This window comes from Halomonas citrativorans (assembly GCF_900163645.1).
Lineage (GTDB): Bacteria > Pseudomonadota > Gammaproteobacteria > Pseudomonadales > Halomonadaceae > Vreelandella > Vreelandella citrativorans.
Map to the genome: position 1 here is coordinate 1 of NZ_FUKM01000051.1, position 16,308 is coordinate 16,308.

Sequence of the window (16,308 nt, forward strand, 5' to 3'; positions counted from 1 at the left end):
GCAATGAAGCGGTTGGCGTAGTGCTCAATATGAGCATCGCTGTAGGTTCTCATGGTGTATCTCCCTGGCTGGCGGCACTTTTCAGCAGCTCCGATAGGCGCTTGGGCGCGTTGGCGTTCTCAGTGGATTTATTCTTGTATTGCGCTTTGCCGTGGTTTGAAACGTGCGCTTGGCGGGTAGCCATGCGCTGGTGTTCGGCCAGTACGTCATCGGTGGAACGTTCGCGCAGCGGTGCGGCAGGGGCACGGTTTGCGGGCTGTTTGGCACCGTTGCGAGCGGCTTCTTCGCGCTGACGCTCTGCTTCTCCGGCGTGGCGGTCGGCCACGTTGGACACTACTTCATACAGGTAGCCGTGGCCGCTTAGCGGTAGGTTGCTGGGTGGGCGTTCCAGCAATTGATCCAAGGCCGCTACCCACACGGTGAGGGGCGCGGCACGGGTAATGCCCTTACGCTCGATCACACTGCTGGTGATTACGTCCTTTAGCTCTGTCAGCAGGCGGGCACTTTTGGCGCTGGCCAGTGCCCGCGACTTGGGCCGGAACATGCCGAGGTAGCGCACGATACGGCTGCTCAAGACGGCAGGCATTTCAAGCGCAACGGCCAGTGCCTGGTTGTGTTCGCCTTGGGTCACGAAGGCGGCCATGTCGCCGGTCATGCCGCACTCGGGGCAGGTAGCTTTCAGGGTCATGCGTTGCCCTCCGCTTGGTTGATGACGGCTTGCAGCTCGCGTTGGAGTTCACGGGCCATGTCGGTACTCAGGTGCATCTTGATGGGGCGTTCGAGCGGTTCGCCACACAGCGTTAGCGTCAGGCAGTTGCCGCCATAAGTGTTGGGGCGAAGCTGCGCACTGGCGGTATAAAGCTGGCGTTGGTCGTCTACCATCAATACGCCAGCGGGCGGTGCGGGAAAGAGTTCCACGATTCTGCTCATTGGTCGTCTCCCTGGCGGCGAGGGTTGTGTGGGCAGGTTTGGCAGTGGCGCCACAGGCGCATGGCCATTGGGTTATGGGTGGGTGCCGGGCGTGCGCGGTAGTCCCGGCACTGCTCCACGCTGATGGTGAGCTGCTGGGCTGGGCACGTTAGGCCGTCTAACGCTTGCAGCACTCGCTTTTCAATACTGGCCGTCGAGGGGCTGGGGTAACGGTTCGCCAGTGCCAAAGAAACCGCACTGCGAGAAACGCCGATACGCTCACCCGCCAGCGTACGGTTGGTGGCACGTACTTCGTCAGCCAGCAGGGTGATCCAGCGGGGCGGCTCTTCGCCCCAGTTGGAAATATCCACGGCGCGGGTACGACGAATGGCGGCGCTCATGGCTCACCGCCTTCGGTTTTGGTCACGCGGCTGTAAATGACCTTGCCCGTATTGGGATCGTAGAGCTGCTTGGTACGGCGAATTTGCGGCGCCATCGGGCCGGTCCAGCGGCTGGGCACCAGTTGAAAGCGGGCCGGTAGGCCTGGCTTTCCTTCTCTGATCGTTTTCACGTACTCGGCGCGGTTTAGCATAGAGAGGTATTCATCAGCGGCAGCGCGGGATACCGGCGTCACTAACGTACTGGCGGCATCAGCCAGCTCTTGCCCGGTGCAGGTGCCGATGATCTTGAGCGTGCGCCACAGCTGTTCGCGCCCTGGTGGGGGTGGCAATGAACCATCACGGCGCACGCGGGGGGCTTCGATGCCTACATCGCGCTTAAGCGTATAAATAGCCGTAGTGGCTGGAAGGGCTTCTGGGTTACTTCGCACCAGGAACCCGCCAGCAATGAGCGCTCTTAGGTAGTCGCTAATACGGCCTTCTGATAGATCTTGCTGCCGCCTGAGAGCGATACGAATGCCTTGCATGGTGATCAGGCCGTCTTCGTTATGCTGATGACGGATGGCGTCCCAAATGCGCTGGCGGGGCGTGACATCACCTGTCAGGGTGGATAGCGTTTGTTTGCGCTTCGACATGCTTAGCCCCTCCGCGCCGGTGGTTGGCCGGTGTGGATCTCACGCTCGCCCCATTCCCGCAGGCCGATCATTGTCCAGCCGTTGGCGATGGCCTCGCTATGGATCTGGTAGAGGTTGACGGCAACACGACGCAGGCAGCCTTTCACGCGGTCGTTAACGGCTTCGAGCAGATCGTCGTCAATCTCGATGTCGGGGTAGCTTTTGTCCGCTAGCGCGCGCACGTCATCCAGGCTGGCCGCTTGGGCGGGCACCCATTCCAGTACGCGGTTATGTAGGCGTTCCAGCCGACGGCTCATGGCGGCGGGCACTTGCTCTTCGCCGATCATGATGATGGTGCCTTGGCTGGCCTCATACAGGTCGGTGATGATGTTGGCGGCGCTTTTCTCAATGATGTACTGCACGTCATCAATGATCATCGGACGCCCAGAGCGGGAGAGCTGCTCGGCGACCTGGTCGAGCATGTCGTTCAGGGTTTTCATGGGCGCAATACCCATTTCACGCAGCATGGCGATTACAAAGGCTTTCTTGGTAAAGCTCTCCCGGCACTGGATGTAGTAAGCACGGTGCAGGTTGGCGGAATACGCCGCTGCCAGGCTCTTGCCGTAGCCGCTGGGGCCGTACATGACCACCAAGCCGGGCAGTTCCGGTGGGCGGAGGGTGGCACTTGAAACTGCTGCGGCGAGTAGCCCGACATTAGTAAGTGGTACAATTGCATTGACGCTCATAGTTCATCCTTATTGGCTTCGGGTGTTGTGGGCCAGGTGCTTACTTGGCCCAGGGATTGCGGACGGGTGGCCGCCCGTCCGCTTCCATCGCATCGGCAATGGCCTTCAAATCTTTGTTATCCCGGTAGTGTGCGTGCCATTCGCGGGCTTTTTGCGGCACGTCTTCGCCACTCATTAGCTGGGCATCCAACTTATTCCACAGCCGCCAGCGGTCTACCTTGTTATGCGGTAGCTGGAAGGGCGTGCCCTGAGCTTCTAGCTGCTTGAGATGGGCACGGCCGCGTTCTACTTGCTGGGCATCGGTATGGCGAGTGGTGGGCGTAATGGTGCGGATCTCCACGTCTTGACCAGTGACCACTTTGGCTTTTTGGGTAAGGCGGCTGATTTGGCCTTTTTGGCGCTTGTCTCGGCCTTTTTGTACTTCGGCGACGGGCATGGCAGGCGTGGCATTGCCATCTAATATGGCCTCGCCGATCATCTCGCCCTCTAGCGTGAATACGCCGACTTGGCCCACATCGCGGTAATCCCAGCCCACGCGGACTTCTTCACCGTGAAAGTCGACCAGTGCTTGCAGGAAGTAGATGCCGGAGTTAACCCGCACTTCGCCCCGGTGGGTTTTGCGCACCAGCTGTGGGCGCATAAGCGAGGCGACCACATCGGCAGGTGCAGTCAGCGCTTCAAAGCCTTCCGCTTCGGCACTTTTCCAGGCTTCCATGGGGCTTTGGTGGCGTAAGGTGCCTGTGTCTAAATCGCGCACCTTGGGCAACCCACGGTGCGGGCGGAAGTTGTAGCTATCTAACGCTTCGTTTAGGCGGTCATAGAACTCTTGAAACGTAGGTAGCTGCGCGGGTTTCAAGCCTTGCTTAATGTCTCGGCGGCTTAACTTGTGCGCTTTGGTCGCGGCTTCTTTATCCATGTCCGCGCCGATATAGCTGTCCATGGTTTTAGCCAGCTTGACCAGGATGGTTTTGTGAGCGCGCTCAATCACGCCGCGTGCTTGTGAGTTATAAGGCAGCGAGTGCTTCATCTGTCCGCCTAAGCGATCCACCACTTCACGGATGGTGTCGTTGGCAAAGCCGGAGCCGTTATCCACATAGAAGGTGCCAAACATACCGGCACGGCTAACGGAGTAGCGCAGCGCATCCAGCGTGGCCAAAGTCGACTCGGCAAGGTTCAAGGCAAAGCCGACGATCCGGCGCGTGGCCCAATCAATAATCAGCGTAACCTCAGGCCTGAACGCTTGGCCGGTTTCAGGGTTGATCACTTCGGCATCAAACGTATGGCCATCCGCTACCCAGATATCGTTGGGCCATAGCTCTTTAGACGTGCGGCGCACAAAGGCTTTTAGCGACTTGCTTTCATGGGCTCCTAAGCGTCCACGTTCACGCGCTTCGGGGCTAAGCTTGGCAAGCCAGCGGCGCACCTGGTGAATGCTCGGGTGCGGTGGCTCGGTCTGTTCTACCAGCAGCTGAAAAGCGGCTTCAACGCTGGGCTTCTGCGGCTTCTGGTATCGCTTGAGAAAGTCACCGGCCCAATCGGGCATGCTCATATCTGCGGCGCGGCGTTTGGGGGCAAGGCCTCGCTCACCGTGCTTTTTAAAGTCACTGATCCAACGCTTTAAGGTGCGCTCGCTAAGCGTGCGGGTATCCGTTTTGCGGTCGTTGGCCAACACCACACGCTCATTAAGATAAAGCGTTAGACCCCCGGCCTTGGCATGCTCGACTAACGTTTCAATAGCGCGTTGCTGGCTGACCATCTTTGCCATGCGTTCAATCTCACGAACGAAGGCCACGCGAGCAGTCATCACTTTGCGCTGCGCATCGGTTAGCTGTTGCTGGCCGGGGCGTGTTTCTTCAGCCTGCGGTATTACCGTACTGGTAGGCGTTGGCGCGGCGCTATCAGCTTTGGCCAATAACAAGGCGTTTTGGGTTTCGGTGGGCAGGACGGCGAAGGCGTATTCGTAGCCGCCACCACAACCCATGCGCTTCTGAGCTTCCCAGCCTTGAGAGTTAGCTTTTGCCTTAACGCCTTGGCGCGTACCGGGCATACCTGGTAACCCGGCCAGTTCATTCGCGGAGTACCAGCTCATGCACGTCCCCGCTTAAATAGGCGGGCGCTGCACTCTGCGGTAGATTGGGAGGTGCAACCCAAACCCAAATTACCTTTAGAGGAACGCCCTATGAAAACTGAAAAAATTGAACAGGAGTACGAAAGGCAGTTGGCAAGCTTGCCGCCTTTAATTCGACTCAAGATTAAACAGATGGAAGAGAGGGAATATGCCCAGGAGCTGATCATTGCTTGGCTCCTCTCTCAAGTGCAGAAGATTCCTGGACTGCCTCAAGATCACGCTCAGCGCTTTCTGTCTCGACAGGCGAACTTAATAGAGGAAGAGTCTGATCCTGATACAAGCTCTGAGCTTGTTCTGCTAATCGACGAATTGCGTGCGCTTGTCGCCGACTACGATGCATCGCAATAGTTGATACGCTGAGTACAGCTGGCTCGTTATGGGCATTGGAACTCATTGCTCTTCTCCCATCAGCTTTTTCAGCTTGCGCAGATCCGCATTCACACGCTCTTGAACACGCGATAACTTCCCGTACTCTGCTGCTAGCGCCTCACGGCCATAGGCCACACGCCCACCACGCAGGTGCACGATCCAATCGGTGAAGGCGTGGCTCTGGCAGACCTCTTCCAAAAGCGGGATGCGATAGAAAGGGATGTTGTGGTCGCTACGCGCTGGCGAACTCCAGGCATCCAGCATGTGCTTGGAAACGTCGTCGCCTGAGTAGCGGCTCATCTGTGCGGCTACCTCGTAGCGATCTACCGGGCACTCCTTCAAAACGATGCCCACTAGCTCGCTCACCTGGCTGGCGTAATTGCCGCTACCTGGCGCAGGTACCACGGGCACCGGCACTTCGAAGATGTCTAGGGTTAAGTCATCTTTGACACGTCGCATGACTATGCCCCCGCCGCCATTTGACGATGCGCTATAACGTTAGAAACGCTATCCTGTACACAGATAGTGTCCTTGCGCACTTCTGCGCGGTTAGGCCGTTCTCGGCAGGGAGTGCCGTCGTGGTTCCAACGCTCTGGCCAAATAGCTTGTGGTGTGAAGCCAAGCTTTTTGGCGATAGCGCGCTCCATGCGTGGGTAAGGTGTGTACTTCACCATTTGTACGGCGTTGCCGGTGACGCCCAGCTCATCGCTTAGTTTGCGCAAGCTACAACCCTGACTACGGAGTTGGTACTTCAACCACTCCCAGCGCTGGGAAGGATTGATAGGGATTTCGTTGTTCATGGCGTCACCTCGGTGGCGTTTTTTTGGAATGTCTAACCTGTCGTTCCCCATAAACATAGTGCTATAGAAGTTGAAAATCAAGCGCTATAAAAGCTTTTCAAGTTCTAAAAAGCTATTAAGTTAGTTCCATAGAATATATTTGTTTAATATCAGGTAGTTATAAAACATGAAAGTAGACGCGGATGATCAGCAGGCTCTTTCAAGTTCGGTCATGGAAGATGAAAGTGATACAGGCTTCGCAGACCGCTTACGTGAGCTGACTTCTATAGAAGGTAGCGCGAATGCTTTAGCGAGAAAGGCTGGCATCTCTCAAGGCGGTCTTCAGCGTTATCTAAAAGGTGGAGAGCCAACTCGAAAAGTACTGATTAAGCTGGCGGATGCGATGGGGATTGATCTCCTATGGCTTATGACCGGTGAGGGTTCAAAAGGCACAGCAAGACGAAATGTAGAGGTGGTTGCGGAAGTTCCTGGCATGGAGGACTACGCATTCGTGCCGCTATATGACGCGCAGTGCAGCGCGGGTGATGGGGCTTGGAATGAAAATTGCCGCGTGCTTACACACATCAGCTTTACGCGCTACTCGCTGCGCAAGCAGGGGCTAACGCCGGATCACCTTTCAGCGATTCGTATAGACGGCGACAGCATGGAACCGGTGCTGCACAGCGGTGATACGGTGTTGATTGATCACACACGCACCACGATTGAGGGGGAGGGTATTTATATCCTGCGCCTGGATGGACACCTCTACGCGAAACGCTTGCAACGTAACTTTGATGGTGTAAGTGTCATTAGCGCTAACAGCGCATACCGGGAAGTAATAGTGCCTCGTGACCGCTTGCATGAACTTGAGATCGTTGGGCGAGCTGTATGGTCGGCGGGGTGGCTTTAAGGCAGTGCCAATTCATGCGCAAAAAAACGCCGCTTCCCAAAGGAAACGGCGTTTTTCTATTTGTGGGGTATTTGGCACAGATAGCGTCTAATTTGATGGCGCTGTATACTGACGCCATGTTCATAACCTTCTGAATTTGTGGCTTTAAATCCCGCCTCGCATCCCTGTTTATCCCACCTTATTGTTTATAGTCCCACATTGTTCCGTTGTGCCATATCTACTGCTAACCCACAGCATTTGGGAAAATATTCTTTAGCAGCCCTTACACCAGAGCTTATCGCTAACTACCGCGATAAGCGTTTAAACAGTTTGGGACGCCGAGGGGAGCTAATCAGCCCCAGTACCGTGCGCTTAGAACTGGCTCTACTTGGCCACCTATTCACCGTGGCTATCCAAGAGTGGGGGCTGGGCCTGACTTATAACCCTGTTCAGAATATTCGCAAGCCTAGCCCTGGGGAGGGCCGGAGTAGACGCCTTAGTCCTGAGGAGGAGAAGCGTCTGTTTGTCGTGTTACGCCAGCACAGCAACCCTATGCTTGTATGGATCGTCAGAATCGCTCTAGAGACGGGTATGCGCTCGTCGGAGATCCTAACCCTCACTCGTAGCCAGGTAGACGTTAAGCGCCGCCTGGTGCGCCTTACAGACACTAAAAACAACGAAGCCCGTCTTGTGCCGCTAACTCAGGCTGCTACGGAGGTGTTCAGGCAGGCCCTGAACAACCCGGTGCGCCCACTCGACTGCAACCTAGTATTTTTCGGTGAGCCCGGCAAAGAAGGCAAAAGGGGGCCTTACGTCTATACCAAGGTTTGGAATCTAGCCAAGAAGAAGGCAGGTCTTGATGACTTCCGATTTCATGACTTGAGGCATGAGGCTGTTAGCCGATTAGTAGAAGCAGGACTATCCGATCAAGAGGTGGCGGCAATCAGTGGGCATAAGACGATGCAGATGTTGAGACGGTATACACACTTAAGGACGGAGGATTTGGTGGTGAAGTTGGATAATTTAGGGTGTTCAATTTAGCTGGACTAAAATTAAGAAAAGCTGATTACCAACGAATGGGGTACTTTAAATGGCTGAGAAATTCACAGAGTTTGATCCAGCAGCCATGTTGGAGTCCTGCGATGATATTGCTGTATTCATGTCTGATGCGCTCGAAACTGGCAATGCTGCCTATGTTGTGAAAGCTCTGGGCATTGTGGACCGGGCGAGAAGTATGAGCGAAATTGTCTGTGAATCAGAGCTTTCTCAAAAGGTTTAAGGCCGAAGCCATCCACGGTGAGCGTTTCGGTCGGTATTGGAGATTGGAATGAAAATTATGGGTAAGCGGATTTAATGGTTGATACTTTACGCTGCAGCAGAAAATACAGCCTGTTCGCCCAACGGAAAATCTGGTTGATGCCGAGGTTAGCTGTATTTTTTTAGTATCGATTCTTTTTCTTTAGCACGCCCCTATGTAATCCCCCCAGACGGTCACAGAGAAAATCGACGAATAGTCGAGTTTTAGCTGGTAACAATCGAGTTTCTGTCATGGCATAGACCGGTAGTAAATTGCCCTGCCACATGGGCATAATTCTCTGCAGCTTGCCGTGAGCTAGTTCATCAGCAACTATCTCTTCCGGCAACATGACGATGCCCATGTCGAGTGCAGCAAGTCGGCGAAGCATGTTGACGCTGTTCAGCTTAAACCGCCCATCCACTCGGATCCGCGCGGTGCGCTTACCATCGTACAATTCCCAATAATCCCCTTTAGCAATAGTCAGGCATTCGTATTGCTCTAATTCATTTGGCTCAGTCGGCTCCCCCGATCGCTTAAGGTATCCAGGTGATGCATAAAGGCAAAATGTAAGCAAAGCCAATCGCCGTGCAATAAGCTGGGAATCCTCAGATTTCCCAATCCGGATCGCAACATCAAAGCGCTCACTGACCAGATCGACTCGCTTGGGTGACAGGTCAAAATCAAATTTTATGCCAGGATACATTCCTGCGAACTCGGTAATCAAAGGGGAAAGATAGGTCACGGCGAAATCCACTGGCAGCGAGACGCGCAACACACCGCTAGGCTGTGTCAGCATTTCACCGAGCTGCTCGTGTGCCATATGGGCTTCAGCAACGATGCGGTTGCATCTCTCGAAATATATCTGACCTGTTTCTGTCAACTCGATCTTACGCGTCGTCCGGTGCAGAAGTCGTAATCCAATTGACTTTTCAAGTGCGCTAATCCGCCGTGACAGTGTCGAATTTGGTATCCCGCTAGCTTCTGACGCGGCACGAAAGCCCTTGGCTTTGACGACCTCCACGAACAACGCCATGTCATCGAGTGAAATCACATTAATTGCTCCAAAAATGAACCAGTCATCTGCAATTTAGCATATTTATCTCATATTTGGATCTGAATATAGTGATAAACATCACCAATAACCGGAGAATTCCATTATGAATCAGCTCTTCCATTCAATAAGAGTCGGGCGTAGCACCCTACAAAATCGTCTTGTCATGGCCCCCATGACTCGCTCACGCGCCCAGCGCGACGGTACCCCAGGTGACCTAGCGGCTGAGTACTATGCTCAACGCGCCAGTGTTGGTTTGATCATAAGCGAAGGTACTCAGCCATCAGATGACGCACAAGGATACCTGGCGACACCGGGCATCTACACTGATGCCCATGTCACTGGCTGGAAAAAGGTTTCAGATGCGGTTCACAGAGAAGGGGCGCAACTCTACATACAGCTGATGCACGCAGGCCGCATGTCTCACCCGGACAACACGCCGCATCATCGCCAAAGTGTCGCACCATCGGCCATTGCGCCGGGAACAGGCATGTTCACGATAACGGGCATGCAGGAAATTCCGGTGCCACGCGCCTTGACCTCTGAGGAAGTCCAAGAGACCGTTGCCGACTTTGCTTTCGCCGCTCGCCGAGCAGTCGAGGCAGGGGCCGATGGTGTCGAAATTCATGGTGCAAATGCCTACCTGATTCAACAATTCTTCGCACCTAGTGCCAACACCCGCACGGATGAGTACGGAGGTTCAATCGAAAACCGAGCTCGCTTCGCCCTGGAAGTTGCAGCGGCTATCGCGCAAGAGATAGGCCCAGACAGAACAGCCATCCGATTGTCTCCTGGTACAAATATCTGGGGTATAGACGAGGGTGCCGACGGGCCGGATCTTTATCGCTACTTGGTTCCCAAGCTCAATGAACTGGGACTATCCTATCTACATATCATGCACTTGGGGAATGACTCACTGTTGGCCGATATTCGCAAATTGTGGACCGGCAATCTGATACTGAACCGGCCGGGCCGCCCCCTTAATCAGATAGGCACAGATGTCGCATCGGGCCTGGCCGAGCTGGAGTCCTATGGGTCGATGGTGTTGGCTAACCCTGATTTCGTGAAAAGGATTCAGAGCGATGCGCCCATGAATGAACCGAAGCCTGAAGCATTCTATGGCGGATCAGCCGAGGGCTATACCGACTATCCCTTTCTACATGAAGCCCAGACAGCAAGAGGTGACGTTCATGCGCGTTAATGCTGCTCTTCAACAAATCCGCCGCGGCAATCATTTTCAAGCCAATGCACTTCGTGGGGGCAACGAATTGATAAGTCCATTTTTAGGTGTTGATCATGCATGGATGAGTGCGCCGACCTTTCCGGAGCACTCTCACGCTGGACTTTCCGCTGTGACCTACGTGTTCATGGACGCAAAAACGGGCTATGACAATCGAGACTCGCTCGGCACACGCAATCTGATACGCCCTGGCGGCTTGCACTGGACAACCGCAGGACGTGGAATTCGTCACGAGGAAATCCCTGCCGAACCGGGTAAAACCGCTCACTCGTTACAAATTTTCGTCGACCTTGCAGTTGATATGCGAGATATGGAGCCTTTTGCACTTAGTTTGGAGCCAGACGAGGTACCTGCAATACGATTACCCGGAGTAGATATACGCGTGCCTTTGGGATGTTTCGCAGATGTATGCTCCCCTCTCTGCCCACCGACTTCAGTAACAATGCTCGATATTACAATGGGCGAGGGTTCGAAGCTGGTTTTGCCAGTTGCGGCTGGACATAACGCATTCGTGATGGCTGTAGACGGTACGATTCAGGTGGATGATCAGGCTTTTAAACATGACGATGCCGAATTGCCTATATTTCCAGCCCAAAACAAGCCACATGAAATCACAATTCATTCAATCAATAACCACTCAAGGGCTGTTTTTTTTAGCGGCCAACCACTGCACACCGTCGTTAACTGAAAGGAAGGATTAATAACTATGTCTTATGAACGTTTTACCGCTGATAACGCCATTATCCTGTTGATCGATCACCAAGTTGGAACCATGGGCTGGGCAAAGTCTATGCCGTTCGATGAGCTAAAGCGGAACGCACTGATGTTGGCCAACACCGCACAGATTCTCAAAATTCCGGTTGTATTGACTTCGAGTATGGAAGAGTACGCACAGGGACCTTTGTTGCCCGAACTTGAGGCGATCCTTCCAACCGAATTCGCTGCGCGCATAAAGCGCTCGGGGGTCGTCAATGCAATGGACGATGAGCGATTCTCTAAGGCTGTCAAGTTGCTCGGCCGCAGAAAAATCATCATTGCAGGTGTCACGAATGACGTTTGTACAGTTTACCCTGCACTCAGTTTAGTCAGTGACGGTTATGAAGTTCAAGTCGTTGCCGATGCGGGCGCCTCACCGACGAAGTTTGCTGACGAAATCGCGCTAAGCCGTATGGAAAAAAGTGGGGTGACGTTGACAAGCACCAACCAGGTGATTGCTGAGCTTGCGGGCACCTGGGCGACCCCAGAAGGTAGTCAGATCGTACAAGAAGTATTAATGCCAGCTCTGCAAGGATAGATCGGTTGGATGAGTTCTTTTCGTCCATGAGTAACCTTCCCGACAACATCCTGCACTTGCCTGAGTATCAGGTGCTGGGTTGTAAATCCACCGACGACGAAATGCACTTTCAGGTGGACGCGCCCGATCTCTGCGTCTGCAAAAAATGCGGTGTGCAGGGAGAGCTCGTGCGGTTTGGCAAGCGTGATGTTCCTTATCGTGATCTGCCCATCCACGGCAAACGGGTCACCCTTTGGGTGGTCCGTCGTCGGTACACATGCCGGGCCTGCAATACCACCTTCAGGCCCCAGCTACCGGAGATGGCGGACGGCTTCCGCATGACGTTGCGGCTGCATGAATATGTGGAAAAGGAAGCCTTCAACCACCCCTACACCTTTGTAGCGGCCCAGACCGGCCTGGACGAGAAGACGGTACGCGACATCTTCAATGCCCGTGCCGAGTTCCTTGGGCGCTGGCACCGCTTCGAGACGCCCCGCATCCTAGGCATCGACGAGCTGTACCTGAACAAGCGCTACCGCTGCATCTTGACCAACATCGAAGAGAGAACCCTGCTCGACCTGCTGGCCACCCGCCGACAGGACGTGGTGACCAACTACCTACTGAAGCTGAAAGACCGGCAGAAGGTCGAGATCGTCAGCATGGATATGTGGAATCCCTACCGTGTAGCGGTCAAGGCGGTGCTGCCGCAGGCTCGTATCGTCGTTGATAAGTTCCATGTGGTGCGTATGGCCAACGATGCCCTAGAGAAGGTACGCAAAGGCCTCAGAAAGGAGCTGAAGCCTTCCCAAAGCCGAACCCTCAAGGGAGATCGGAAAATCCTGCTGAAACGAGCTCACGAAGTTTCTGACCGGGAACGCCTTATCATGGAAACCTGGACAGGCGCATTCCCTCAACTGCTGGCCTCCTACGAGCACAAGGAGCGCTTCTACGGTATCTGGAATGCCACCTCACGGCCCCAAGCAGAAGCCGCCTTGGACGAATGGATAGCCACCATCCCGAAGGGCCAGAAGGAAGTCTGGAGCGATCTGGTCAGGGCGGTGGGTAACTGGCACGAAGAGATCATGACCTACTTCGAGACAGACATGCCCGTCACCAACGCTTACACGGAGTCCATCAACCGATTGGCCAAGGACAAGAACCGTGAAGGGCGTGGTTACTCCTTCGAGGTGATGCGGGCACGAATGCTCTATACCACGAAGCACAAGAAGAAGGCCCCGACTGCGAAGGTCTCCCCGTTCTACAAGAAAACCATCGGTTACGGACTGCCGGACTTCGCAGAGGAACTCAATTACGGGGTTGATCTATCAACCATCTGAGGCTGGTATAAGGTTGGCGGGTTAAAGCTGCCCCATCAACCATTAAATCCGCTTACCCAAAATTATTGGAAAGATTGAAGTCGATACCGTTACTGATGTGGTTTGCGATGTATGTTTATGCTCCACTCAAGTAGCTAACTGTGGACTTTAATTCGCAACACTCCAGGCTCATTGGGGGTATGGAACTGCACATGATGGCGAATGATATGAAATACACTTATGCGAAAATTTCTTTTTTATTACACATAGCGAATGTAAAACAGGAGAGGCGCATACAAAATTTTTTTAGTGAAGATGAGTATTTTAATACTCAGAAGACTGGAGATAACTTCGGTCTAGTTGCTAGGGATGATTTTTTTCGCGATGATGCTTGAATTTAGATGTAATTCTTATGAGCGTCAGCAGCAGCTCTCACCTAGTCCGATGCCTGAGCATATTATACAAGTTCATCATCTCTTTTCATGTCAAACTTTGCACGGGTAATAAAGGTTGGTGGCTCCAGAAATGTCCCATCATCTTCTAAAAAAAAGGGTTCTTCATCAATCCATTCTTGTTTACTATCAACGGTATCATATTCGCTCAAAGCATTTTCCTCAGGAATCTCTGAAGACTTAGCTTCACCTTGAGTAAACTCAGCCTGATCATCAAATGATTTTTTATTTTTCTTTAACATTACTTCTCTCTTCTTTGTTCATCCTATGGACGAGTATAGTTAATATAATCCCCATTATTACTGGTGTGAATAATAGTAAGTACTTATAGAACATTTTTGCACCTATAATTTTGTCGAAAAACTGAGCTATATTTAAATGATCATTTGTATCTGAAGATTTTTTAATTGGTTTGTATTTTGTTTTCTTCCTTTTGGTCTATTGATAATGTTTTGTCCATCGCTAGCGAAAACTATGTAGTTTAGTGCTGAAAAAGTGCTCTTTTTAGAAGTGTAATACATTGCATTATACAGAGCTAGGTGAAGGTCAACTGTACATTTAAAACGCTACCTAGTAGCCAAGTCTTATTGATAATGAGGCTTGTTTCTTTCTGGCGTCCGGCTTGTTTTTGCTGTTACTGCTCATGAGAGGGCAGTAGTGGCAGGAATACGTAGCTCCATAATTCAATCAATAGCTAGATTTCACAGCCAAAGGCAAAACTATTGCTGCTAATGCTATTTTTGGAATGTATTTCATATCGTATTTCATATCGTATTTTGTATATTTTTTAATATGAAATACGATACATTTTTAATGTTGTGTTTGATTGTTGCGTATGTTTTAGCGGCTAAAATCTACATGTTTTATATGTTTTAAAAGTATTGAATATTTTCTGCCCTTCAAGTGTCAATAAAGACGTTCTAATGTTTTAGGTTGATTTTATTGGCGATATAAAGGAAGCGGGTTTTCTTTGTAAAGTGATGTTTACGATATGTCGGAGTTGTTTTTATAGCTTCAATTTTTTATATAAAGAAAGTGCTTGAAGTTGTCTTTTGTTTGGCGTAAATATTAAAAAAAGAAGTTTAGTTTAACGTTGTTTAGGGGTGGGTTATGACACTTGAAAAAAAGATTACTGAACGTTACGGCGTTCTGCTTTCGTTAACTGATCTTGCTGATTTGTTAAAGCGTAGCCCAGATGGCCTAAGTATATCTTTGCGAGGTAAATCTGAGTTTGCTTTGAAATGGAGTCACGCTAAGAGAAAAGTTGGTAGACGCGTTTATTTTTGCGCAAGTGATGTGGCTGGCCTGATTGATGAAGCCTAATGCAAAAGATAAGCAGACATAAACAGACTGATGAGCTCTTAGAACTTTTGGGTAGCCCTATAGCTTATCGTTCTGAGTTTACGCGCCTCCCAGGGGTTACGGTGCCCGGTGCATTGTTTCTATCACAAGCCCTTTTTTGGACTAAATCACCAACTGCACAGGCACGTGACGGATGGTTTTACAAGTCCCAATCTGGTGAAACGGATAGTTGGGAGGCTGAGACAGGCATGACAGTCAAGCAGCAAGCAACAGCTCGGCGTTCACTGAAAGATATCGGCGTACTTGAAGAAGTGCGTAAAGATGTACCTGCTAAAGTTTGGTATCGCGTTAATTGTGATCGCCTATACGAATTAATAACTCAGTCGCTCGGTATGGAAAAGCAGCGGAAATCACCTGCGGTTGAACAGATTCGACCAAACAGCGAATCAAGTATTGGTGAAACAGAGAATCAAGACTCAACAAAAGGGGAGATCATGACTAGCACTAAGGTCGATTTCTTTACAGAGAAAACAACAGAGAAAACAACAGAGATAACTCCTTCAAGTATGACACGCGATTTAGATTTCGATAATAACAAACCTAACGGTTTGAAATCGTCTGAATTCAAGGCCAATAGAACGAACAAAGCTAACCGATACCGAAATTTTGAATCGAATCATATCACTGCTGCAGAAGCCCGTAGGCGTGCAAACTCACCAGTAAATCAGCAGAGCAGCCGTATTATTGAGGTTGAAACGGCTGATAGGAAAGGCGTTAGCTCACTAATATCTGAGCAAGACGTGGATTTTATGTTTGATGCACTGAGGCAGCTTTACGGGGCGAAGTTTGAGCATAAATGGGGAAAATTCGACAAATCGGGTCTCTGGATGGCCGAGGTGGCTCACTTGAGCCGTGGCCACCTTGAGCTTGGTGTGCAACGCTGTCGTAAAGCAGTGAAATCAGCGGCACGAGAAAAGCAGACATCTTGGCCTCCTCAACCAGCCGAGTTTGCAGCATTCTGTGAGCTGTGCCCAGAAGATCTTGGAATACCGGACTCAGCAGCAGCTTGGCACGAAGCCTGTGCTTATGCCTACGACCCTAACCGACGGGGTTGGAGCCATGAAGCGGTTAAGTTGGCGGGTTGTGCGGTTGGCTGGTGGGACCTGGCAAACGTAACTTCTCAGAAAGAACGGTTACGTCTTAAAGGCCATTTTGATAAAGAGTATTCCGCCTTGATCAATCGAGCAATAACCGGTGAACGCTTAAAGTCTCAGACGCTGCTGGAGCATGACGTGGCTCGCAGCCCAGCAGAAATTGCTGAGCGAGCTGGCCATGGGGCAATAAATAGAGCTGTTGAAGCCGCTGGGCTGCCTCGTAGTATGAGTTCAGAGCAAGGACTTGCTGCCCTAAGGACTGAAGTGAATAAACCAATTTAATGATAGTGGCTTACAGTGCTCGTTTGAATATGACTCATTTAATGCCTAATGAGCTAGGGAAGCTCTGAAAAAGTCACTGCCATCAGCGATAATACGGCTATCGTCAACT

At 51.8% G+C, this 16,308-nt stretch carries 21 protein-coding genes; 11 read left to right on the forward strand and 10 right to left on the reverse strand.

Annotated features, from left to right (window positions below; all coding sequences use genetic code 11):
* Positions 1–49: 49 nt before the first annotated feature.
* The 6 genes from CZ787_RS12920 to CZ787_RS12945 are packed head-to-tail and all read right to left on the reverse strand — an operon-like array spanning position 50 to position 4,756.
* A complete protein-coding gene (locus CZ787_RS12920; RefSeq protein WP_087109849.1) occupies positions 50–688 on the reverse strand; it encodes a hypothetical protein in 639 nt (212 codons plus the stop codon).
* Positions 685–930 (reverse strand): hypothetical protein, encoded by a 246-nt coding sequence (locus tag CZ787_RS12925; protein ID WP_087109851.1) that lies wholly within the window; start codon positions 928–930, stop codon positions 685–687. The genes CZ787_RS12920 and CZ787_RS12925 overlap by 4 nt, the downstream gene beginning before the upstream one ends.
* The gene (locus CZ787_RS12930) at positions 927–1,310 is read right to left on the reverse strand and encodes a hypothetical protein (protein WP_087109853.1); all 384 of its coding nucleotides are present in this window, start codon (positions 1,308–1,310) and stop codon (positions 927–929) included. The genes CZ787_RS12925 and CZ787_RS12930 overlap by 4 nt, the downstream gene beginning before the upstream one ends.
* Positions 1,307–1,942, reverse strand: coding sequence for a hypothetical protein (locus tag CZ787_RS12935; protein WP_087109855.1), 636 nt, complete (start codon positions 1,940–1,942; stop codon positions 1,307–1,309). Before CZ787_RS12935 ends, CZ787_RS12930 begins: the two co-directional genes overlap by 4 nt.
* A gap of 2 nt (positions 1,943–1,944) precedes the next feature.
* Positions 1,945–2,667, reverse strand: coding sequence for an AAA family ATPase (locus CZ787_RS12940; protein ID WP_087109857.1), 723 nt, complete (start codon positions 2,665–2,667; stop codon positions 1,945–1,947).
* Positions 2,668–2,707: 40 nt separating this feature from the next.
* Positions 2,708–4,756, reverse strand: coding sequence for a DNA-binding protein (locus CZ787_RS12945; protein WP_087109859.1), 2,049 nt, complete (start codon positions 4,754–4,756; stop codon positions 2,708–2,710).
* 90 nt (positions 4,757–4,846) lie between these two features.
* On the opposite strand from CZ787_RS12945, the gene CZ787_RS12950 reads away from it, so the two are divergent.
* Positions 4,847–5,143: a hypothetical protein gene (locus CZ787_RS12950; RefSeq protein WP_087109861.1), complete on the forward strand. Its 297-nt coding sequence runs from the start codon at positions 4,847–4,849 to the stop codon at positions 5,141–5,143.
* A gap of 42 nt (positions 5,144–5,185) precedes the next feature.
* On the opposite strand, the gene CZ787_RS12955 is transcribed toward CZ787_RS12950, so the two are convergent.
* Positions 5,186–5,623: a hypothetical protein gene (locus CZ787_RS12955; protein ID WP_087109863.1), complete on the reverse strand. Its 438-nt coding sequence runs from the start codon at positions 5,621–5,623 to the stop codon at positions 5,186–5,188.
* 2 nt (positions 5,624–5,625) lie between these two features.
* Positions 5,626–5,964: a helix-turn-helix domain-containing protein gene (locus CZ787_RS12960; RefSeq protein WP_176372222.1), complete on the reverse strand. Its 339-nt coding sequence runs from the start codon at positions 5,962–5,964 to the stop codon at positions 5,626–5,628.
* 166 nt (positions 5,965–6,130) lie between these two features.
* On the opposite strand from CZ787_RS12960, the gene CZ787_RS12965 reads away from it, so the two are divergent.
* From CZ787_RS12965 to CZ787_RS12975, 3 genes are all read left to right on the forward strand, one after another.
* Positions 6,131–6,853, forward strand: coding sequence for an XRE family transcriptional regulator (locus tag CZ787_RS12965; RefSeq protein ID WP_087109868.1), 723 nt, complete (start codon positions 6,131–6,133; stop codon positions 6,851–6,853).
* A gap of 384 nt (positions 6,854–7,237) precedes the next feature.
* The gene (locus tag CZ787_RS12970; protein WP_254908624.1) at positions 7,238–7,873 is read left to right on the forward strand and encodes a site-specific integrase; all 636 of its coding nucleotides are present in this window, start codon (positions 7,238–7,240) and stop codon (positions 7,871–7,873) included.
* 49 nt (positions 7,874–7,922) lie between these two features.
* On the forward strand, positions 7,923–8,111 hold the full coding sequence (locus CZ787_RS12975; RefSeq protein ID WP_087109870.1) for a hypothetical protein: 189 nt from the start codon (positions 7,923–7,925) through the stop codon (positions 8,109–8,111).
* 160 nt (positions 8,112–8,271) lie between these two features.
* On the opposite strand, the gene CZ787_RS12980 is transcribed toward CZ787_RS12975, so the two are convergent.
* Positions 8,272–9,180 (reverse strand): LysR family transcriptional regulator, encoded by a 909-nt coding sequence (locus CZ787_RS12980; RefSeq protein WP_176372223.1) that lies wholly within the window; start codon positions 9,178–9,180, stop codon positions 8,272–8,274.
* Positions 9,181–9,286: 106 nt separating this feature from the next.
* On the opposite strand from CZ787_RS12980, the gene CZ787_RS12985 reads away from it, so the two are divergent.
* The 5 genes from CZ787_RS12985 (at position 9,287) to CZ787_RS19120 (ending at position 13,404) form a co-directional block, all read left to right on the forward strand.
* Positions 9,287–10,381, forward strand: a complete 1,095-nt coding sequence (locus tag CZ787_RS12985) for an alkene reductase (RefSeq protein ID WP_087109873.1) — start codon at positions 9,287–9,289, stop codon at positions 10,379–10,381.
* The gene (locus tag CZ787_RS12990; protein WP_087109875.1) at positions 10,371–11,108 is read left to right on the forward strand and encodes a pirin family protein; all 738 of its coding nucleotides are present in this window, start codon (positions 10,371–10,373) and stop codon (positions 11,106–11,108) included. The genes CZ787_RS12985 and CZ787_RS12990 overlap by 11 nt, the downstream gene beginning before the upstream one ends.
* An 18-nt stretch (positions 11,109–11,126) precedes the next feature.
* On the forward strand, positions 11,127–11,714 hold the full coding sequence (locus CZ787_RS12995; protein ID WP_087109878.1) for an isochorismatase family protein: 588 nt from the start codon (positions 11,127–11,129) through the stop codon (positions 11,712–11,714).
* Positions 11,715–11,740: 26 nt separating this feature from the next.
* A complete protein-coding gene (locus CZ787_RS13000) occupies positions 11,741–13,030 on the forward strand; it encodes an ISL3 family transposase (protein WP_087109887.1) in 1,290 nt (429 codons plus the stop codon).
* Between the two features lie 191 nt (positions 13,031–13,221).
* Positions 13,222–13,404 (forward strand): hypothetical protein, encoded by a 183-nt coding sequence (locus tag CZ787_RS19120; protein ID WP_254908623.1) that lies wholly within the window; start codon positions 13,222–13,224, stop codon positions 13,402–13,404.
* 62 nt (positions 13,405–13,466) lie between these two features.
* Here CZ787_RS19120 and CZ787_RS13010 read toward each other — a convergent pair whose 3' ends face one another.
* A complete protein-coding gene (locus tag CZ787_RS13010; RefSeq protein ID WP_087109880.1) occupies positions 13,467–13,703 on the reverse strand; it encodes a hypothetical protein in 237 nt (78 codons plus the stop codon).
* A gap of 868 nt (positions 13,704–14,571) precedes the next feature.
* Here CZ787_RS13010 and CZ787_RS13015 point away from each other — a divergent pair.
* Together CZ787_RS13015 and CZ787_RS13020 are read left to right on the forward strand one after the other, a co-directional pair.
* Positions 14,572–14,784 carry a hypothetical protein gene (locus tag CZ787_RS13015; protein ID WP_087109881.1) on the forward strand — a complete coding sequence of 71 codons (213 nt, stop codon included), beginning with the start codon at positions 14,572–14,574 and terminating at the stop codon, positions 14,782–14,784.
* A gap of 227 nt (positions 14,785–15,011) precedes the next feature.
* Complete coding sequence (locus CZ787_RS13020; protein ID WP_140398989.1) at positions 15,012–16,199, forward strand: replication protein P; 1,188 nt, start codon at positions 15,012–15,014, stop codon at positions 16,197–16,199.
* Positions 16,200–16,308 lie beyond the last annotated feature (109 nt).